Origin of the sequence: Sphingobium abikonense NBRC 16140 (genome assembly GCF_001598335.1) — a bacterium.
In the GTDB taxonomy this organism is placed as follows: Bacteria; Pseudomonadota; Alphaproteobacteria; order Sphingomonadales; family Sphingomonadaceae; genus Sphingobium; species Sphingobium abikonense.
On record NZ_BCYT01000002.1, the window covers coordinates 272,885 to 291,954 of the forward strand.

16 protein-coding genes and 1 tRNA gene are annotated in these 19,070 nt (G+C 65.0%); 6 read left to right on the top strand and 11 right to left on the bottom strand.

Annotated elements, in window-relative coordinates:
• Position 1: 1 nt before the first annotated feature.
• Positions 2–1,075, bottom strand: coding sequence for an ABC transporter substrate-binding protein (locus tag SAB01S_RS03405; protein ID WP_062731794.1), 1,074 nt, complete (start codon positions 1,073–1,075; stop codon positions 2–4).
• Between the two features lie 110 nt (positions 1,076–1,185).
• Here SAB01S_RS03405 and SAB01S_RS03410 point away from each other — a divergent pair, with 110 nt between their 5' ends.
• The gene (locus SAB01S_RS03410; RefSeq protein WP_062731699.1) at positions 1,186–1,839 is read left to right on the top strand and encodes a response regulator transcription factor; all 654 of its coding nucleotides are present in this window, start codon (positions 1,186–1,188) and stop codon (positions 1,837–1,839) included.
• A complete protein-coding gene (locus tag SAB01S_RS03415) occupies positions 1,829–3,256 on the top strand; it encodes a sensor histidine kinase (protein WP_062731700.1) in 1,428 nt (475 codons plus the stop codon). The genes SAB01S_RS03410 and SAB01S_RS03415 overlap by 11 nt, the downstream gene beginning before the upstream one ends.
• Before the next feature lie 110 nt (positions 3,257–3,366).
• Here SAB01S_RS03415 and SAB01S_RS03420 read toward each other — a convergent pair.
• A tRNA-Val gene (locus tag SAB01S_RS03420) sits at positions 3,367–3,441 on the bottom strand.
• Between the two features lie 130 nt (positions 3,442–3,571).
• Between SAB01S_RS03420 and SAB01S_RS03425 the strand changes: the two genes are divergently transcribed.
• On the top strand, positions 3,572–4,903 hold the full coding sequence (locus SAB01S_RS03425) for a dicarboxylate/amino acid:cation symporter (RefSeq protein ID WP_062731795.1): 1,332 nt from the start codon (positions 3,572–3,574) through the stop codon (positions 4,901–4,903).
• A gap of 6 nt (positions 4,904–4,909) precedes the next feature.
• Here SAB01S_RS03425 and cpdR read toward each other — a convergent pair whose 3' ends face one another.
• Entirely contained in the window at positions 4,910–5,287 is a 378-nt protein-coding gene (cpdR, locus tag SAB01S_RS03430) for a cell cycle two-component system response regulator CpdR (RefSeq protein WP_021228743.1), read from the bottom strand.
• A gap of 141 nt (positions 5,288–5,428) precedes the next feature.
• On the opposite strand from cpdR, the gene SAB01S_RS03435 reads away from it, so the two are divergent.
• A complete protein-coding gene (locus tag SAB01S_RS03435; protein WP_439646647.1) occupies positions 5,429–6,322 on the top strand; it encodes an N-formylglutamate amidohydrolase in 894 nt (297 codons plus the stop codon).
• Here the strand turns inward: SAB01S_RS03435 and SAB01S_RS03440 are convergent.
• The 3 genes from SAB01S_RS03440 to SAB01S_RS03450 form a co-directional block, all read right to left on the bottom strand.
• Positions 6,255–8,183: an acyltransferase family protein gene (locus tag SAB01S_RS03440; protein WP_062731702.1), complete on the bottom strand. Its 1,929-nt coding sequence runs from the start codon at positions 8,181–8,183 to the stop codon at positions 6,255–6,257. The two genes, SAB01S_RS03435 and SAB01S_RS03440, sit on opposite strands and share 68 nt — an antisense overlap.
• Before the next feature lie 356 nt (positions 8,184–8,539).
• Positions 8,540–9,562: a class 1 fructose-bisphosphatase gene (locus tag SAB01S_RS03445; RefSeq protein ID WP_062731703.1), complete on the bottom strand. Its 1,023-nt coding sequence runs from the start codon at positions 9,560–9,562 to the stop codon at positions 8,540–8,542.
• 106 nt (positions 9,563–9,668) lie between these two features.
• A complete protein-coding gene (locus SAB01S_RS03450; RefSeq protein WP_062731704.1) occupies positions 9,669–10,577 on the bottom strand; it encodes a tetratricopeptide repeat protein in 909 nt (302 codons plus the stop codon).
• Positions 10,578–10,726: 149 nt separating this feature from the next.
• Between SAB01S_RS03450 and SAB01S_RS03455 the strand changes: the two genes are divergently transcribed.
• Positions 10,727–11,512, top strand: coding sequence for a TerC family protein (locus SAB01S_RS03455; RefSeq protein WP_062731705.1), 786 nt, complete (start codon positions 10,727–10,729; stop codon positions 11,510–11,512).
• Positions 11,513–11,773: 261 nt separating this feature from the next.
• On the opposite strand, the gene SAB01S_RS03460 is transcribed toward SAB01S_RS03455, so the two are convergent.
• Positions 11,774–12,298 carry a regulatory protein RecX gene (locus tag SAB01S_RS03460; protein ID WP_062731797.1) on the bottom strand — a complete coding sequence of 175 codons (525 nt, stop codon included), beginning with the start codon at positions 12,296–12,298 and terminating at the stop codon, positions 11,774–11,776.
• A 149-nt stretch (positions 12,299–12,447) separates the two neighbouring features.
• On the opposite strand from SAB01S_RS03460, the gene SAB01S_RS03465 reads away from it, so the two are divergent.
• Complete coding sequence (locus SAB01S_RS03465; protein WP_062731706.1) at positions 12,448–14,208, top strand: fatty acyl-AMP ligase; 1,761 nt, start codon at positions 12,448–12,450, stop codon at positions 14,206–14,208.
• Between the two features lie 28 nt (positions 14,209–14,236).
• On the opposite strand, the gene SAB01S_RS03470 is transcribed toward SAB01S_RS03465, so the two are convergent.
• The 4 genes from SAB01S_RS03470 to accC are packed head-to-tail and all read right to left on the bottom strand — an operon-like array spanning position 14,237 to position 19,057.
• On the bottom strand, positions 14,237–14,998 hold the full coding sequence (locus SAB01S_RS03470; RefSeq protein ID WP_062731707.1) for a ParA family protein: 762 nt from the start codon (positions 14,996–14,998) through the stop codon (positions 14,237–14,239).
• 55 nt (positions 14,999–15,053) lie between these two features.
• Positions 15,054–17,336, bottom strand: coding sequence for an FdhF/YdeP family oxidoreductase (locus tag SAB01S_RS03475; RefSeq protein WP_062731708.1), 2,283 nt, complete (start codon positions 17,334–17,336; stop codon positions 15,054–15,056).
• 27 nt (positions 17,337–17,363) lie between these two features.
• A complete protein-coding gene (locus SAB01S_RS03480; RefSeq protein ID WP_062731709.1) occupies positions 17,364–17,708 on the bottom strand; it encodes an arsenate reductase family protein in 345 nt (114 codons plus the stop codon).
• On the bottom strand, positions 17,705–19,057 hold the full coding sequence (accC, locus tag SAB01S_RS03485) for an acetyl-CoA carboxylase biotin carboxylase subunit (RefSeq protein WP_062731710.1): 1,353 nt from the start codon (positions 19,055–19,057) through the stop codon (positions 17,705–17,707). Before accC ends, SAB01S_RS03480 begins: the two co-directional genes overlap by 4 nt.
• Positions 19,058–19,070 lie beyond the last annotated feature (13 nt).

Below are 19,070 nucleotides of genomic sequence, written 5' to 3' on the forward strand. Positions count from 1 at the left end.
TTTATCTGGCTCCAGAGGCTAAGGTCTCGCGCCACTGGCGCAGAAAGCGCTGTTGTTTGAGGCGGTCGAGATTGACGAGAAGCTGAGGCCCCACGCGCACGGGGCGCGCCTGCGCGGCAGGAAGCCGGCGCGCGCGGATGTCGGTGCGCACCGGCCAGAGGCTGTGCCGGGCAAGCAGGGACTGGCCCTGACGCGACAGCAGGAAATCAAGAAACAGCTTGGCCCCGGCGGGATGCCGCGCCTCGCGCGCGATGAACGCGATGCGCGAGAGAATGATGGTATAATCCTGCGGGAAGACGACGCCGATCCGCGGGTCGCGCCGCGCCCGCTCCAACGCATAGGAACCGATCACATTGTAGGCGATGGCCAACCGGCCCTCGGCCACGCGGCGCAGCATCGGTTCGGTCGTGGTGGCGAGCACCGGCCGGGTGGCTGCCATCGCTTCGACAAGCGACTGGGTATCGCGCGTGATGGCGTAATCCTGTGTCAGGTACAGATAGCCGGTGTTGGACCGCGCCGGATCAAAGGTCGCGACCTTGCCCATGAGCGCACGGCGATCCCGGCGCAGCATCGTTTCCAGCGCGGCATGGCTGCGCGGCGGATTGGGCACGGCTTTCTTGTTATAGACATAGGCGATGGGTTCAGCGGTGATGCCATATCCCATATTCTTCCACACCGCCGACGCGGGGAGCGCGGGCTTTTCGGGGCTTGCATAGGCCTGCGCAAAGCCATCGTTGATGAGCTTTACCTGCTGGTCCATCGCCGAGGACCAGACCAGGTCCGCCGATGCCTTGCGCGCCCGCGTTTCGGCGACGAAGCGCCGATACATCTCGTTGGAGCCAAGGTCGGTATAGCGGACGGTGACGCCGGGATAGCGCCGCTGGAACGCGACGATGACCGGCGCCATTTCCGACGTGTCGGCATTGGCGTAGACGATGACCTGCCGCTCGGCGCGCGCCGCCGCGATCAGCTGGTCATAGGAGCGCGGATAGCCCGTCGGCCGCTCCGCCACGGCGGTGGTGGCCGGCGCAACCAGACTTGCCAACAGCGCCATGATCCGAATAACCCGTTGCATCATCCACTCCTTGCTTCGTCCGCTTCTGTCGCCGGATTAAGATGCAGGGGTTCGTTACGAAGCCAAGCTGTCATCAACCTTTCATCAGCAGGTGCCCCATTCGCATTTTGATGATCGAGGACGACGCTGCCCTGGCCCGCAGCATTTCGGCGTTGTTGCGCGCGAGCGGCCATGCCGTCGATCATGTCCCGACCGGGGAGGATGCGCTCGCCATCGTGGGCAGCGAACCCTATGCGCTGATCATCCTGGATGTGGGCCTGCCGGGCATGGACGGATTTGCCGTGCTGGCCGATCTGCGCCGCCGCGGGGAAAGGGTGCCGGTCCTGATGCTGACGGCGCGGGACGCGCTGGATGACCGCGTGCGCGGGCTGGACCTGGGGGCGGACGATTATCTGCGCAAGCCGTTTGATCCCGAAGAACTGGAAGCGCGCGTGCGCGCGCTGGGGCGCCGTCGCGGCGGGGACCCGACGCCGCAGATCCGTGTCGGGTCGCTGACCATCAACCGGTCGACCGGCGCGGTCGCGGTGGGGGAACGGCCGATCGACCTGCGCCGCCGGGAACTGGCGGTGCTCGAAGCGCTCGCCACGCGTGCAGGGCAGGTGGTGCCGCGCGAAATGCTGATCGGAGAAGTGTTCGGTTTTGACGAGCCGGTCGGCGGCAACGCGATCGAGGTGCATGTGACGCGCGTGCGCGGCAAGCTGGCGCCCGATGGACCGACGATCCGGACCGTGCGCGGCGTCGGCTATATGCTCGATGCGGGGTAAAGGCGGCCCCAGAGCGCACGCGATCGCCCTGCGCACCCGTTTGCTGGCGGCGATGCTGGGGCCGTTGCTGGGCGCGGCGGCGATCATCGGGATAGGCGGAGCGACGCTGATTTCCGATGTCGTTCGCCGAACCAACGACCGCGTGCTGCGGGGCGCGCTGGGGGCGATCGCCGAAACGGTTCAGGTGGAACGGGGCGAAGTGACGCTTGACCTGCCGCCGGCCGCTTTTGGCATGCTGGAAAATAGCGAGCGCGACAATGTTTATTACCGTATCGCGGTGGGGCCGGACCTGCTGAACGGCTATGCCGACCTGCCCGCGCCGGACCCGGCGACGCTGGCGATCGATCAGCCCCGCTTTCGCTTTGCGCGCTTTCGCGATCAGGACATACGCATCGCGGAAGTCAAACGCATGCTGCCGCGCATCGAACGGCCGGTCATCGTGCAGGTCGCCGAAACGCTCGACAACCGCACCATGCTCATTCGCCGGCTCATCATTGCGCTGTTGATCGGCGAAGTGGTGCTCGTTGGCGTCGCCGTCCTGCTGCTCCGTCCGGCGCTGGGATGGAGCCTGCGCCCGCTGGCCCGGTTACGCCGCACCGTCGAGGCGCGCGATGCCAATTTGCGGCCTGATTTCTCGCCGCTTGACGCCGGGCCTCTGCCCAATGAACTGGAGCTGCTGGCTACCGCGTTCGACCATCTGCTGGCACAGCTGGACCGGGCGACCAGCGGCGTCCGGCGCTTCACCGCCGACGCCTCCCACCAGATGCGCACGCCCCTCGCCATTCTCAAGGTGCAGATCGAATTGGCACGCCGGGGTTCGGCAGGCGCGATTGATGAGATTGCAGAGGCGGTCCAACGGCTAGAGCGTCTGGTAACGCAATTGCTGGCGCTGGCGCGTGCCGAAGAGGGCGGCATCGCTCCGCCGTTCGAAGAGGTCGACCTTCAAGAAGTGAGCAAGGCCGTTATCAGCCGGCTCATCAATCAGGCGATCCAGGCGCGAATTGAACTTCATTTCGAAGCGGTCGAAGGCGAACGTTTTTTGGTGCGGGCACATCGCACGCTGGTGTTCGAGATCATCGCCAACCTGATCGACAACGGCGTGCGGTATAATCGGCCAGGCGGGAATGTAACGGTCCGGCTTGATCGTGACGACCATCACATTCTATTGTCGGTCCGCGATGATGGACCTGGTATCCCGCCTGCCTATCATAAATCGGTGTTCGAACGATTCTTTCGCGGGGACAGCGCCGACCATGCGGATGGTAGCGGCCTTGGCCTGGCGATTGTCCAATCCGCAGCGTCGCGTATGGGCGCCAGCATCTGGATCGAGACCCTCGACCCCGGGGTGGCAATCATAATCCGCTTTCCGCTTTTCCAACAGGCGACGTCCGACGAGCGGGCGGCCACCGACGCCTGAAAGTCAGGGAGGTGCGTCGAACACGGTTCGTCCCTCGCATCGTTCAGATAGAGGAAATGGGGAATTAAACAAAAAATCCGCCAAGCCGTCAGACCTGGCGGATTTTTCGATGGTGGGCGTGGCAAGGATTGAACTTGCGACCCCTGCGATGTCAACACAGTGCTCTACCACTGAGCTACACGCCCGCCGTGGAGGGGGCCAATAGCCGGGGGCGTGCGCCCGCGCAAGCGGTTATTTCGCGCCCGGACACATTCTTCTGGACAGGGAAGGGGGGGGGCATATGTTGCGATGCAAACAGGGGGACGCCACTTCATCATGATGCCATCGCCATCTTCGCCGATCCAGACGGCGCCGCGTCTGCCATTCTATCGCCAGCTCTATGTTCAGGTTCTGGTCGCGATCGCACTGGGCGTGGCAATCGGCCATTTCTTTCCCGATGCCGGCGTCCAGCTCAAGCCGCTGGGCGAAGCCTTCATCAAGCTGGTGAAGATGATCATCGCGCCGGTCATCTTCCTGACCATCGTCACCGGCATCGCCGGCATGAAGGAACTGGGCGCGATCGGCCGGGTGGCGGCAAAGGCATTTGGCTATTTCCTGACCTTTTCGACGCTGGCGCTGATCGTCGGACTGATTGTCGCCAATGTCGTGCAACCGGGCGCTGGACTCAACATCGATCCGGCCACGCTCGACGCCGGGAAGGTCGCCGACTATGCGCATCAGGCGCATGAGCGCACGCTGACCGGCTTCCTGATGAGCATCATCCCGGCAACCATGGTGTCGGCCGTGGCGGACGGCAACATATTGCAAGTGCTGTTCGTCGCCATCCTGTTCGGCATTGCGCTCACCATGATCGGCGACAAGGCCGCGCCGCTGATGGCGGTGCTGGAATCGGCGAGCCATGCCGTGTTCAAGCTGGTGGGCTTCCTGATGAAGGCCGCGCCGATCGGGGCGTTCGGGGCAATGGCCTTCACCATCGGCGAATATGGCGTGGGCACGCTCGCCAATCTCGCGGGGCTGGTCGCGACATTCTATCTGACGTCCCTGCTGTTCGTGCTGGTGGTGCTTGGGGCGGTGTGCTGGGCGGTGGGGTTCAATATCCTGCACCTTATCCGCTATCTGAAGGCGGAACTGCTGCTGGTGCTCGGCACATCCTCGTCCGAAGCGGCGCTGCCCAGCCTGATCGAGAAGATGGAGCGGGCGGGATGTCGCAAGTCAGTCGTCGGACTGGTGGTGCCAACCGGCTACAGCTTCAACCTGGATGGCACCAATATCTACATGACGCTGGCCGCCCTGTTCATCGCCCAGGCCTGCAATGTGCATATCAGCCTGGAGGAGCAGATATTGCTGCTGCTGGTCGCGATGATTTCGTCCAAGGGCGCGGCCGGGGTGACGGGTGCGGGCTTCATCACGCTCGCTGCGACGCTGTCGATCGTGCCGTCCGTGCCGGTCGCGGGCATGACCCTGATTCTGGGCGTCGACCGGTTCATGAGCGAGTGCCGCAGCCTCACCAATTTCGTGGGCAATGCGGTGGCGACGGTCGTGGTGTCGGTATGGGAAAAGGGGCTGGATCGCGAGCGCTTCGCCGCAGCGATGGCCGGCATCCCGCTCGACCCGACGCCCGACATGCAGGAAGTCGTGCCCGATTGATGCGGGTCAGCTCAGGCCCGAAAGGCTTTCGCTGCCGAACATGCGCTCAACCTCCAGCACCAGATCGCGCAGGTGGAACGGCTTGGACAGCACCTTGGCCTGGGGCACCGCCTTGCCGGCCTTGAGGGTGACGGCGGCAAAGCCGGTGATGAACATGATGCGCATGTCCGGCGCGACCTGCGCTGCATGCTGTGCCAGTTCGATGCCGTCCATTTCGGGCATGACGATATCCGTCAGCAGCAGATCGAACCGGTCGGAATCGATATAGGGCACGGCTTGCGTGCCGGTCGCCACGGCGATGACCTCATATCCCGATCGTTCCAGAGCACGGGCAAGATAGACGCGCATGCTCTCATCATCTTCGGCCAGTAGAATGCGAATCATTGCCCCCAACTTCGGTCCGTCCGGCGCAGCGCCGGCGTGCACGCCCCCGACAGGGTGGCGCGAAGCCCGCTTATATGCGACAAGGTGTAAATATTATCCAGCCGGGTAACCAATTTCGCGGATCGGATGAAAGGAGCCGCCTTGAACGAAGACGTGCTGCCAGTTCCGTCCGTGCGTAACACCGCCTTCGACCGTTTCGGTCCGGACCTGCCAGACCGTCCCGTCATTCTTTCCGTTCCCCATGCGGGCCGCGATTATCCCGATTCCCTGATGGCCACCGCCCGCGTGCGCCCCGCCATGCTGCGGCGATTGGAAGACCGCTGGGTGGATTTGCTCGCCCGCCCGCTGATCGCGCGGGGCTTTACCGTGCTGGTGGCCCGCGCACCGCGTGCGTTGATCGATCTCAACCGGCATGAGCGGGAGGTCGACCCGGCGATGATCGCCGACCCGCCGCACGATGCCGCCTGGCACAGCAGCGCGAAATTGCGCGGCGGCCTGGGCCTGTTTCCTCGGCGGATGCCTGGCGCCAGCGACCTGTGGCTGCGCCCCATGCCGTGGGCGGAGGCGCGGCGGCGGATCGAGACTGCCCATCGGCCCTATCATGCGGCGCTTGCGCATTTGATGACGGCGACCCGGGATGCGCATGGCCATGCCATCCTGATCGACCTTCATTCCATGCCGCCGCTGCCGCCGCCGGGCGCAGGGCAGACGCCGCCGGGCATCGTGCTGGGGGACCGTTTCGGCCGCAGCGCGTCGAGCCAGCTGATCGCGCTCGCCGCCGACATCGCGCATAGTCATGGGGTAGGGGTGGCGCAAAATTCCCCCTATGCCGGCGACTATCTGCTGGAACGGCATGGACGACCCGGCCGGGGGCTGCATGCCTTGCAGGTGGAAATCGATCGGCAACTCTATCTCGATGGCGCGCTGGACGAGCCGGGTCCCGGCGTGGCGCGGATGCAGGCGCTGATCACGGACGTGGCCGAGGCGCTGGCGGTGGAGCTGCCGCGCGCGGGCTATGCAATGGCGGCGGAATAGCGCCGTCGCGGATCACGCGCAGCGCGCCGGCGACGCTCAAATGATGCGAATCGAAATAGAGCGGCTTGCCGTCCGCCTCTATCGCGCAGGGGCCTGACGCGCATAGCGCCGCCAGCGGACTGATCAATGATACGTCGCGCCCCCGCCAGCGATCGAACAGGGCGCGCAGATGCGGCGTGCGCGCTTCCACCCAGGCGCGACTGACTCCGCGCGCCTCGTTCAGCTGCCCGGCGCGCGCGAGATGGGCAAGGTGGCGGGGAACGTCGAAAGGCTGGGGCGGGACCGGGCCGATCAGCACGACCTGCCGCCCTTCGCGCCGGATCGCGGCGATGGTCCGGTCGAGCTTGGCGACGAAGCCCGGTGCGTCGAAATCGCCATTGGCCCAGAAGGCGATCAGATAGACGCGGCGGATTGCCGGATCGGCGCGCAATGCGGCAAAGGCGGTGCGGTTGGCGGCGGCGCAGCGCGGGTCCCTGCCGTCATAGCCCAGGACCGGCGCGCAGCTGGAGGTGGTGCGCTGGATCAGGGCGCGGCCCTGTGCCTTCGCCTTCAATGACAGAGCGTAGGCCAGTTCCACGCCATGGCTGTCGCCCCAGAGCATCGCGTCGGGAGCCACCTGTGCGCCCAAGATGCAGGGACGCGCGCCACGCATATAGCTGTCATGGCATTGTTTGCGCGTCGGGCTGAAATCATTTCGTCCAGCGATTTGCGCCAGCACCGGCGCGGAGAAGCGGGACGGCCATCCGCCCATCGCCATCAGTCCGCCCGATGCCAAGCACAGCAGGAGCATGGCGGCGGCGGTGAAGCGGAATATCCCCTTGTCGGACACGCGCGATCGATCGCGAAACGGCCGCTCGACATGGCGCCAGGATAGATAGGCGAGGGCAATGGCGGCAGCGATTACGCCCAAGCGCGGTGCTCCCGCCAGCGGCGCGTCGGTCGCATATTCGGCAAAGACGATCAGCGGCCAGTGCCAGAGATAAAGCGAGTAGGAGAGAAGGCCGATGCCGACGAGGAGCGGTCGGCCGAGAAGCCGTCCGACGCTGGTGCCGGGCGCGGCATGGAGTAGGGCCGCGGCTCCGAGCACGGGCGGCAGGGCGGCAAGGCCGGGAAAGACGGTGGTGCGATCATAGAGGGCGACCGGCAGGGCGATCGCCAGCAGGCCGGCGCAGGCGAGCATTTCGGCCACCGCGCGGCGGCGAATCGTCGGAACCGCGCCGATCGCCAGCAACGCCCCGGCGAATAATTCCCAGGCTCGGGTCGGCAGCAGATAGAAGGTGAAGCCGCTGGTATCCCGCTGCATCAGGATGGCGAGCGCCAGCGACAGGGCGGCAAGCGTCGCCAGTGCGGCGGTGCGCCAGCGCGGCGCATAGCGGGCAAGCAGCATCAGCAGCAGCGGAAAGCCGATATAATATTGCTCCTCCACCGCAAGCGACCAGGTGTGGAGCAGCGGCTTCACGTCCGCGCCGCCCGCGAAATAGCCGGTGTCGGTGAAGAACCACAGATTGGAGGCGAAGAGCGTCGCGGCCAGCGCCGATCGGGGCACCCCCTCCAGATCGCCGGGGAAATAGAGCCAGGCGGCGATGGTGAGGGTGGCGAGGATCATCAGCGCCAGCGCGGGGATGATCCGTCGGAAGCGGCGCTCATAGAAACGGATCAGCGAAAATTGATCACGATCAATGTCGCGGGCAAGGATGCCGGTGATGAGATAGCCCGAAATGACGAAGAAGATGTCGACGCCGACATAGCCGCCGGAAAAGCCGGGCACATGGGCGTGGAACAGCAGGACGGGCAGGATGGCGAGCGCGCGCAGGCCGTCAATGTCGCGCCGGTAGCGCTGGGGATGGTCTGTCGCCGCCATGGGAACTGGTCCGTGCATCGGCGTCCCTTTAGCCCAAAAGCCCTGCCAATTGCTTTCGGCCGGGGCGGTCATTGCATCCTTTGCAATCGGGCTTTCGCTCTTCGCAGTTGCGAAAGATCCGCCGACCGGTCACAAGGACTGTGCCTTTCAGGCATCCTCTCCTAAAAACTTATCGGCTGATCTTCGGATCAGCCTTTTTTTTGTCATCGGGCTGGAGTAAGCGACTCCTGCTCATGCCGCGTCACTAAAACAGTTTCTGGAGAGGAGCCGCCGGTAAGACCGGCAGGCGCGGCATGGCTGGGGGATCGAGCGCTTTTGATCCAGCGCTCTCCCCCATCATTTTTGAGCTCACTCCTTCAGTTCACCAGGACTTCGGCTTCGCGGCCGTAGGCGACCACGGCCTCGACCTCCGCCGTGTCGCCCAGCACCACGCCCACGCGCTGGTGCAGGCCCTGCGCCGCGACGTCCATGATTGGCATGAAGCCGTCGCTGGCGGCGCCGCCCGCCTGTTCGATCAGATAGGCCATGGGATTGGCCTCATACATCAGACGCAGCTTGGCCTTGCCGGGCGAGCGATGGTCATAGGGATACATGAAGATGCCGCCGCGCTTGAGGATGCGATGCACGTCCGCCACCATGGAGGCGGTCCAGCGCATATTATAATCCTTGCCGCACGGGCCCTTGGCCCCCATTACCCGTTCGTCGATATAGCGTTCGACGCTCGGCGACCATTGGCGGCGGTTGGACATGTTGATCGCGAATTCGCATTTGCCCTGCGGCATTTTCATGTCCGGGTCGGTCATGACCCAGCTGCCCACTTCCCGGTCCAGCGTGAATTCATAGACGCCGGTGCCGACGCTGAGCACCAGCAATGTCTGCGGACCGTAGATGGCGTAGCCGGCGGCGACCTGATGCCGGCCGGTCTGGAGGAAATCCTCTTCCGTCACATCGCGCCCGGCGCAGGCTTCGGGCGCCTTGAGCACGGAAAAGATCGTGCCGACCGACAGGTCGACGTCGATATTGCTCGACCCGTCAATGGGGTCGAACAGCATCAGATATTCGCCCTTGGGATAGCGGTTGGGGATGGGGTAAATGGTTTCCATCTCCTCCGACGCCATGGCGGCCAGATGCCCGCCCCATTCATTGGCGTCGAGCAGCAATTCATTGGCGATGACGTCCAGCTTCTTCTGCACTTCGCCCTGCACATTTTCGCTGTCCAGGCTGCCGAGGACCTCGCCAAGCGCGCCCTTGCTGACGGCGTGGCTGATCGTCTTGCAGGCGCGGGCGACCGTTTCGATCAGCAGCCGCAATTCGGCGGGCAGCGCGTTGGCGTTGCGCTGTTGTTCGATCAGAAAACGCGTGAGGGTGGTTCTGGTCATTGGCCCGCCTCTGGCAAAGGGGTGAAAGAGAATGTGTCGCGATCCGCAGGGTCGATGCGGACGGGCTGTCGCTACGGCAGCACCGCCCGCAAGTCCAGCGCGCGGCTTATTGATCGGCGGCGCGCGCCTGTGCGTCTTCGCGTCCGATGGTGAGGTCGCGGACCCGGTCGATATCCTCCTGCGCCTTGCCGGCCTGCGCATAAAGGCGTTCGGCCTGCGCATAATCGCCGTCCCGCTCCGCGCACAGGCCAAGGTTGAACAGCAAAGAAGGATGGCCGGGGCGATCGCGGTTCATGCCATCCCATTGCGCGCAGGCGGCGGCGGGATCGCGCTGCGACAGGCGGATGCTGTCCTTGAACGCCTGGCCCATCGCCTTGTCCATGCCATCGCGTCCTTCGCGCAGGCGGATGCGGTAGCGTTCATGGCGCGGCACGATATCGTCGACGAAGCGATCCGCTGCCGTGCGCACCATCCGGTCGATGCTGTCCTTGGGATTGCGACGGGTTTTGTCCTTGGGGCAGGTGACGATCGTGTCGGATTGCGGCCGGGTCTGGGTATAGAGGATGCGGCCGTCATCGGACCGCGCGACCCGCAGGGTGGAGGAGAAGCTGACGACTTCCTGCGCGCAGATGATGTCGACCTTTTCCTTCTTCGGGCAGATGCTGGCCTGCTTGTCCGCGCATTCCTCGACCGTGCGCTTGACGTCGCTCTTGCGGATGGTGGCGTCCGCCATGCCGCTGACGATGGCGTCGGCGTCCGGCCCGTTGCGCGACAGGGCGATAAGGTCGAAATGGGGGCGGCCATCCGGGCCGCGTCGGCTGAGCAATTGCTCCAGCGCGAGCGACAGGGCCATGCCGTCTCGCCCGCCGATCCGGTCGACGCCGATGCTGCGCGCCAGGCTGACATCGCGGAAGGGGGCCGGGAAATGGCCGTCCATCTCGAAGACTTCGGCCCGTGCCTGGACAGGCAAGGCGAGGGCGACGCCAAGGCCCCCCAGCATGAACATGAAACGCATGGAAAAATCCCCCCGGACAATGATGCGCCAGCCTTATAAAGTCGGCGTTGCGGCATCAAGCAGCAACAGAGGAACGATAGAGCGTCATCGCCGTTTCGATACGTTGCCGATCCGAAACATGGGCGTGGTCGGATAATCAGGGGAGCATCATGGACAGTCTCGTCACCGCCTTTACCGATCCCACCGCGCTGGCCGCATTGATTGCGCTGGTGGTGATGGAGGTGGTGCTGGGGATCGACAATCTGGTCTTCATTTCCATCCTGACCAACAAGCTGCCGGAGGCGCAGCGGCCCAAGGCGCGGCGCATCGGCATCGGGCTGGCGCTGGCGATGCGATTGGTGCTGCTGTCGATGATCGCGTGGATCGTCGGCTTGACGGCGCCGGTGTTCGACCTTGGCTGGCGCGGACCGCTCGACAGCCATGGCGCGCCGACATTCGAGACGCAATTTTCCTGGCGCGACATGATCCTGATTGCCGGCGGCCTGTTCCTGATCTGGAAAGCGACCAAGGAAATCCACCATAATGTCGACCCGCATGGCGGCGACGATGTGCTGGACAAGAAAAGCGTGGCCACGATGAGCTTCGGCAGCGCCATCGTGCAGATCATCCTGCTGGACATGATCTTTTCGCTGGATTCGATCCTGACGGCGGTGGGCATGACAGACAATCTGGCGGTCATGTATATCGCCGTGATCGTGGCGGTGACGGTGATGCTGATCGCGGCCGATCCGCTGGCCAATTTCATCGCGCGCAATCCGACCGTCGTCATGCTGGCGCTCGGCTTCCTGCTGATGATCGGCGCGGTGCTGATCGCAGACGGCTTTGGCGTGCATGTGCCCAAGGGCTATATCTACGCCGCCATGGCCTTTTCGACGCTGGTGGAGGTGCTCAACATCTTCGCGCGGCGGGCGAAGACGCGCAAGGGCGACGCCTGAATCCGCCCGGCCTCCGGCGGAGCGAAGTTCACACCGTCGTCGGGCGTCAAGCGACCACGAAGCGCCTGCGAAGCGACCATGAAGCGACAGCGACGCGACCGGGGGCTGCGCGGGCGCACACGCGTGCGATGGGCTGGTCAGACGGGGCGGGCAGGGCTTCATCGATCAGGGTAGATCAGAGAAAATCCTACATTGGAAGGGGGCTGAAGCGAGAGAGGCAAGGCGGGTTTCCGGCCCTGGCCTGAAACGCCGGGAGGAAGCCTATTCCTCCTCCTCCATCACTTCGCCGGGGGCGGCATCGACCCAGCGGCGCGCCAGCGCATAGGCGTGGCCAGCGCGCAGGAAGGCGGCGATCGCCTTTTCGCGCTGCTTGGGGTCGAGCGGGGCGGTCGCATAGGGGCCGATACGCTTGCGGCGGGCGAAGCGATCGGCCGCAGCCCAGGCGTCACGGGTGGTCTGCGCATCGGCCTGCTCCCGGTCTTCCTCCGCTATGCCGGCGGCGCGCAGCGCCTCGCCCACGCGGCGCGCGCCATAGCCGCGCCGGACGAGCGACGCGCTTTTCATGACGGCATAGGCGGCGTCGTCGATATAGTTGAGGTCGGCGAAGCGTTCGACCAGCGCCTGCGGGTCGGCGGGGCGCTCGCCCGCCCAGCCGCGTTCGCGCAGCTTGCGGTTGAGATAGGCGAGCAGCTTGCCCCGGCTGGTCGCGAAGCGCGCCACATGGCGCAGCGCCAGGTCGCGCAGCGCATCCTCATCGAGCGGCGGAGGGGGGCGTTTGCCGGTCATATCGCGCCAGCATGGCCGATGCGCCATGTTTATGCCACAGTCGGGCCGGAATTTTACCGCGCCTTGTGGGCTAGAAAGCCAGGCTGGAATGCAACTATCCGGTGCATGGGGCCGCCAAAGCTGCTAGCGGCGGCCCTTTGACAAATTTTATGACATTGGGTGAAACCAATATGACGGGTTCGCAAGAGATGATGGCACCGACGCCGACCACTGATGATCTGCCGCGCCGCTTCTCCGATTTCGGGACGCTGGGCGAGGCGCTGGACTATGCGGCGCAGGGCAAGCGGGGCCTGAATTTCCACGACGCGCGCGGCAATCTGGCGCGCCCCTATCCGTTCAGCGAACTGCGCGCCGACGCCATCGCCTGCGCCCACCGGTTGATCGCCCATGGCGTCAAACCGCAGGACCGGGTGGCGTTGGTGGCGGAAACCGGGGCGGATTTCGCGATGCTCTTCTTCGGCATCGTCTATGCCGGCGCCTGGCCGGTGCCGCTGCCGCTGCCGACCAGCTTTGGCGGCAAGGAAAGCTATATCGACCAGCTCAACGTCCAGCTGACCAGCTGCGACCCGATGCTGTTCCTGTTCCCCAAGGAACTGGAGGAAATGGCGGGGGAATCGGGCCGGCAAAAGTCGGTCGAGAGCATCGCGTTCGAGGATTTCATCGCGCGCGACGCGGTGCCGTGCGACTTGCCGCAGGCGCAGCCGCAAGAGATCGCCTATCTGCAATATTCCAGCGGGTCGACCCGCTTCCCCCATGGCGTCGCGGTGACGCATCATGCGTTGCTGAGCAACCTGTCGGCGCACAGCCATGGCATGGCGTTGCAGGACAGCGACCGCTGCATCAGCTGGCTGCCCTGGTATCATGACATGGGGCTGGTCGGCTGCTTCCTGTCGGTCGTCGCCAACCAGGTGTCGACCGATTATATGAAGACCGAGGATTTCGCGCGTCGCCCGCTCGCCTGGCTGGATCTGATCAGCCGCAATGAGGGCACGTCGATCAGCTATTCGCCGACATTCGGCTATGACATTTGCGCGCGGCGCATGTCGAGCCAGACGAAGGCGGCCGATCGGTTCGACCTGTCGCGCTGGCGGCTGGCGGGCAATGGCGCGGACATGATCCGCCCCGACGTGATGCAGAGCTTCGTCGACGCCTTTGCCGATGCGGGGTTCAGCCCCAGCGCCTTCCTGCCGAGCTATGGCCTGGCCGAAGCGACCTTGGCCGTCACGATCATGCCGCCGGGCGAGGGCATCATCGTCGAACTGGTCGAGGAAACCGACCTGTCGGGCGGCGCCGCGCCCGAAGGCCGCCCGCAGCGTTTCCGCTCCATCGTCAATTGCGGCAAGCCCGCCAAGGACATGGTCGTGGAAATCCGCGACGAGGATGGCGGCCTGATGGCCGAGCGGCAGATCGGCAAGGTGTGGACCACCGGCCCTTCGCTGATGGTCGGCTATTTCCGGGACGAGGCGGCGACCGCGGCCTGTATGGCCGACGGCTGGCTCGACACGGGCGACATGGGCTATTTGTCGGACGGCTATCTCTACATCGTCGGCCGCGCCAAGGACATGATCATCATCAACGGCAAGAATCACTGGCCGCAGGATATTGAATGGGCGGTGGAGCAACTGCCTGGGTTCAAGCAGGGCGATATCGCCGCCTTTGCGATCACGACGCCGGGCGGCGAGGAAGCGCCCGCCGTGCTGGTCCATTGCCGCACGTCCGACAATGAGGAAAGATCGCGCCTGCGCGACCAGATCCGCGAGCGGGTGCGGGCGATCACCGGCATGAACTGCGTCGTCGAACTAGTGCCGCCGCGCACCTTGCCGCGCACGTCATCGGGGAAGCTCAGCCGGTCGAAGGCGCGCAACCTGTATCTGACGGGCGAAATTCGGCCCTACGACATCGCCGCCTGACGCGACGGGTGGGGGGCGGGGGCGGGCCTTAGCGCCCGCTCAATTGCCGTTCGACCTGCGTCCAGAGCGACGCGAAGGCCTGCGCTGAGGGCGACGCTGGCGCGAAGGCGCCCAGCGGCTTGCGGCGCACGGTCATCTGCTCGATCGTGCTGGCCATGGGAATGGCGGGCCAGCCGGTCTGGCTTTCCAGCGCGGCGCGATGCAGGCTGCGGCGGCGATCCACCATCGAATAGACCGGCAGGATCGGCGCATGGGCGCCGCCACGCTGGACCAGATAGCGCGCGACTTCGCCCATCGCCCGTTGCGAAAGGGGTGAGGGGATGACCGGAATGACGATGAGGTCGGCGGCGCGCAGCACCTGTTCGCTGGTTTCGGTAAGGCCCGGCGGGCAATCGAGAATGATGCGGTCATAGTCGCGGCTGAGGCTTTCGATCAGCTTGGCCAGCCGCTTCTTCTTGTCCATTTCGCGGAACAGATGATCGAGGCCGCGCAGCGAGGTGTCGGCGGCGATCAGGTCCAGCGCTGGCACGGTGGACGGCTGGATCAGCTTTTTAACCTCCACATCCTTGCTGAAGATCGCCTGCGCCGCGTCGCGGCTGGTCTGGTCGGTCGACAGGAGCCAGCTGGACGCGGCCTGCGGGTCGAGATCCCACAGCAAGGTGCGCCGCCGGGAAATGCAGGCCGATGCCCAGGCGAGGTTGACGGACATGGTGGTCTTCCCCACCCCGCCCTTCAGGCTGTAGACCGCGATTGTCGCCGATGCCGTTTTCTGCGTGCTGCCCTTTGCCATGGCGGGAAAGCTAGGGCCTCCCGGCGGCAAAGCAAGCCGCAATTTGCCATGATCGTTACGCTGCCGGGCGAATGTCGACAGGTATGGTCTTGTAGGCGGGCGTACCGCTTTGCCGGTCATGCGCGTCGAGCGGCAACAGGCCATTGGCTTCGGGATAATAGGCTGCGACAGAGCCGGCGGCGATGTCGTGATGGATCGCGGTCTGGCCCCGCAAGATGCGGTCGGGCGCGGCCACCACATCGACGCGGTCGCCATGGGCGATGCCCAGCCGCTCCATGTCGGCGGCGTTCATGAACAGGATGTCGCGCCGGCCGGTGATGCCGCGATAACGGTCATTGAGGCCATAGATGGTGGTGTTATATTGGTCGTGGCTGCGGACGGTCGCCAGCATCAGCCGCTCTTCGGGCGCAGAAGCGTCCCCTGCGGGCAGGAAATGCGCCTTGCCATCGGGCGTTGGCCAGTGGCGCTGCGACGGGCCGACGGTCAGGCGAAAGCCGCCGGGCGCGCGGACGCGCCGGTTGAAATCATGAAAGTCGGGATAGACCGCCGCGATCCCGTCGCGGATACGGTCATAATCGGCGGCCAGGCCATCCCAGTCGATCGGGCTGCCGGGCAACGTCGCCTTCGCCATGGCGGCGACGATGGCGGGTTCGGATTTCAGATCGTCCGATGCCGGCTTCAGCCGCCCGCGCGAGGCGTGGACCATCGACATGCTGTCTTCCACCGTCACCCATTGCGGGCCGGTCGCCTGCATGTCGAGTTCGGTGCGGCCAAGGCAGGGCAGGATGATGGTTTCGCGCGCGGGGAGCAGGCAGGAACGGTTGAACTTGGTGAGGATATGAACGGCGAGGTCAAGCTTACGGAAGGCGGCGAAACAGGCCTGCGGATCGGGCATGGCGACGGCGAGATTGCCGCCCAGCGCGATGAGCGCGCGCGCTTCGCCCGACACCATCGCCGCCAGCGCGTCGACGGCATTATGGCCATGTTTGCGCGGGCTGGTGATGCCGAAATGGGCGTCCAGCCGCGCCAGCATCGCTTCGCCGGGCGCTTCGGTGATGCCCACGGTGCGATCGCCCTGCACATTGCTGTGGCCCCGCAAGGGGCAGATGCCCGCACCCGGACGCCCGAAATTGCCGCGCAGCAGCAGCAGATTGGCGATCTGCTGCACATTTTGCGTGCCGTGGCGATGCTGGGTGATGCCCATGCCATAGCAGATGATGACATTGCGGGCCTTGGCATAGACCTGCGCCATGCTTTCCATCGCCGCGCGGGTGAGGCCGCTGCCCTGTTCCAGCACGGCCCAGTCCTGCGCTTCCACTTCCGCGCGCAGGGCTTCATAGCCGACCGTATGCTCGGCGATGAAGGCGCGGTCGATCAGGCCCGCACCATCGGCGGCGAGATCGGCGGCATCGGCGGCGAACAATGCCTTCATGATCCCCTGTAACATCGGCAGGTCGCCGCCAACCTTCACCTGATGATAGGCCGAGGCTAGTTGCGTCGCGCCGGGCGTCAGCATTTCGGTCGGATGCTGGGGCGACTTGAAGCGTTCCAGGCCCCGTTCGCGCATCGGATTGGCGACGATGATCGGCGCGCCGCGCCTGGCCGCCGCGGCCAGCGTCGACAGCATGCGCGGGTGATTGGTGCCCGGATTATGGCCGATGCAGAAGATCGCATCGGCATGGTCGAAATCCTCCAGCGTCACCGACCCCTTGCCAAGGCCGATCGACCTGGCGAGGCCGACGCTGGTCGCCTCATGGCACATATTCGAACAATCGGGGAAATTGTTGGTGCCAAAGGCGCGGGCGAACAGCTGATAGAGAAAGGCCGCTTCGTTGGAGGCGCGGCCCGAACAGTAGAATTCTGCCCTGTCGGCATGGTCGAGCGCGTTGAGGCTGGCGCCGATCCGCGCCATCGCCTCGTCCCAGCCGATCGGGACATAATGGTCGGTTGCCGGATCATAGCGCAGCGGGTGGGTGAGGCGGCCGGCATCCTCCAGCTGGTGATCGCTCCAGTCCCACAGGTCCGATAGACTGTGGCTGGCGAAAAAGTCCGGGTCGACGCGCTTGGGCGTCGCTTCCCAGGTGACGGCCTTCGCGCCATTTTCGCAAAATTCGAAGGAGGATGTGTGGCGCGGGTCGGGCCAGGCGCATCCCGGACAGTCGAAACCGTCCGGCTGGTTCATCTGAAGCAAGGCGCGGGTGTCGGCGCTGGCGCCCATCTGGTCCTTGATCGCCAGTGCCACGGCGCGCAGCGCACCCCAGCCGCCCGCCGGCCCGTCATAGGGGGCGACGCCCGGCACCGGCGCATCATCGTCGATCGTCGAACCATCCTGCGCCATGATGCCGTGCCTCGTCCCGCGTGCCGCCTAGAGAATTTCGCGCACCTTGTCCTGCGGCCGGCAGAAGCGCACGCCCTTGTCGGTTTCGACGAAGGGCCGATTTACATAGGCAGGGTTGGCCGCCATCGCATCGAGGATCGCGTCGGCGTCCATATCCGCCAACCCCCGTTCCTGTGCATCGGTTCCCATGGTGCGGATCGCGTCGGCGGGCGTCATGCCGGCGTCCGCGATCAGCTGCGCCAGCTTGTCGCGGCTATAGGGGACTTTCAGATATTCGATTACCTCGACGTCGACACCCGGCGTTTCTTCCAGGATGGCGAGCGTCTTGCGCGACGTGCCGCATTTGGGATTGTGCCAGATCGTCGCCTTCATGCCGCGTCTTCCCGCGCCAGCCACTCTTCCAGCCACTTGATCGTATAGTCGCCGTTGAGGAAGTCGGGATCGGTCAGCAGCGCCTGATGCAGCGGGATGGTGGTCTTCATCCCTTCGATCACATATTCCTCCAGTGCGCGGCGCAGGCGCATGATCGCGCCCTCGCGGGTGCGGCCATAGACGATCAGCTTGCCGATCATGGAGTCATAATAAGGCGGCACCTTATAGCCCTGATACAGGCCGCTATCGACGCGGACATGCATGCCGCCCGGGACATGATAGCTGGTGACGGTGCCGGGCGAGGGCGCGAATGTCTTGGGGTCTTCGGCGTTGATGCGGCATTCGATCGCATGGCCGGTAAAGCGGATGTCCTCCTGGCGCACCGACAGCGGTTTGCCCTCCGCGACGCGGATCTGTTCGCGCACCAGGTCGAGGCCGGTAATCATCTCCGTCACTGGATGTTCCACCTGAAGCCGGGTGTTCATCTCGATGAAGTAGAATTCGCCATTTTCCCACAGGAACTCGATTGTGCCCGCGCCGCGATAGCCCATGTCGGCCATCGCCTTCGCGCAGGTGCTGCCGATGCGTTCGCGCTCGGCCGACGACAGGACGGGCGAGGGCGCTTCCTCCAGCACCTTCTGGTGGCGGCGCTGGAGCGAGCAGTCGCGCTCGCCCAGATGGATGGCGTTGCCATTTCCGTCGCCGAACACCTGGATTTCGATGTGGCGCGGATTGCCGAGATATTTTTCGATATAGACGGTGGCGTCGCCAAAGGCTGCCTTTGCCTCGCTGCCCGCCTGCTGCATCAGCGTCTCAAGCTGGTCGGGCGAGGTGCAGACCTTCATGCCCCGACCGCCGCCGCCCGAAGCCGCCTTGATGATGACGGGATAGCCCGCCGTCTCCGCGATAGCCTTGGCTTCCTCCAGGTCGCTGACCGCGCCGTCGGAGCCGGGGACGAGCGGCAGGCCGAGCGCGCCGGCGGTGCGCTTCGCCTCGATCTTGTCGCCCATGGTGCGGATATGTTCGGGCTTCGGCCCGACGAAGGCGATGCCATGCGCCTCGACGATCTCGGCGAACTTGGCGTTTTCGGAAAGGAAACCATAGCCTGGATGGATTGCGTCCGCGCCCGAAATTTCCGCCGCCGAAATGATCGCCGCGACGTTCAGATAGCTGTCCTTGGCCGCCGGCGGACCGATGCAGATCGCCTCGTCGGCCAGGCGCACATGCATGGCGTCGGCGTCGGCGGTCGAATGAACCGCGACCGTCCTGATGCCCATTTCATGGCAGGCGCGGTGGATGCGGAGCGCGATCTCGCCGCGATTGGCGATCAGCAGCTTTTCAATGCCCATGATCGTCGCGCGC

Bases quoted from the DNA above. Each gene is read 5' to 3' on its own strand.
- SAB01S_RS03470 (WP_062731707.1), bottom strand. From the start codon at position 14,998: ATGGCAAAGGGCAGCACGCAGAAAACGGCATCGGCGACAATCGCGGTC.
- SAB01S_RS03445 (WP_062731703.1), bottom strand. From the start codon at position 9,562: ATGACCAGAACCACCCTCACGCGTTTTCTGATCGAACAACAGCGCAAC.
- accC (WP_062731710.1), bottom strand. From the start codon at position 19,057: ATGGGCATTGAAAAGCTGCTGATCGCCAATCGCGGCGAGATCGCGCTC.
- SAB01S_RS03465 (WP_062731706.1), top strand. From the start codon at position 12,448: ATGACATTGGGTGAAACCAATATGACGGGTTCGCAAGAGATGATGGCA.
- SAB01S_RS03480 (WP_062731709.1), bottom strand. From the start codon at position 17,708: ATGAAGGCGACGATCTGGCACAATCCCAAATGCGGCACGTCGCGCAAG.
- SAB01S_RS03460 (WP_062731797.1), bottom strand. From the start codon at position 12,298: ATGACCGGCAAACGCCCCCCTCCGCCGCTCGATGAGGATGCGCTGCGC.
- SAB01S_RS03450 (WP_062731704.1), bottom strand. From the start codon at position 10,577: ATGCGTTTCATGTTCATGCTGGGGGGCCTTGGCGTCGCCCTCGCCTTG.
- SAB01S_RS03425 (WP_062731795.1), top strand. From the start codon at position 3,572: ATGATGCCATCGCCATCTTCGCCGATCCAGACGGCGCCGCGTCTGCCA.
- SAB01S_RS03475 (WP_062731708.1), bottom strand. From the start codon at position 17,336: ATGGCGCAGGATGGTTCGACGATCGACGATGATGCGCCGGTGCCGGGC.
- SAB01S_RS03455 (WP_062731705.1), top strand. From the start codon at position 10,727: ATGGACAGTCTCGTCACCGCCTTTACCGATCCCACCGCGCTGGCCGCA.
- SAB01S_RS03405 (WP_062731794.1), bottom strand. From the start codon at position 1,075: ATGCAACGGGTTATTCGGATCATGGCGCTGTTGGCAAGTCTGGTTGCG.
- SAB01S_RS03440 (WP_062731702.1), bottom strand. From the start codon at position 8,183: ATGGCGGCGACAGACCATCCCCAGCGCTACCGGCGCGACATTGACGGC.
- SAB01S_RS03415 (WP_062731700.1), top strand. From the start codon at position 1,829: ATGCGGGGTAAAGGCGGCCCCAGAGCGCACGCGATCGCCCTGCGCACC.
- cpdR (WP_021228743.1), bottom strand. From the start codon at position 5,287: ATGATTCGCATTCTACTGGCCGAAGATGATGAGAGCATGCGCGTCTAT.
- SAB01S_RS03410 (WP_062731699.1), top strand. From the start codon at position 1,186: ATGATCGAGGACGACGCTGCCCTGGCCCGCAGCATTTCGGCGTTGTTG.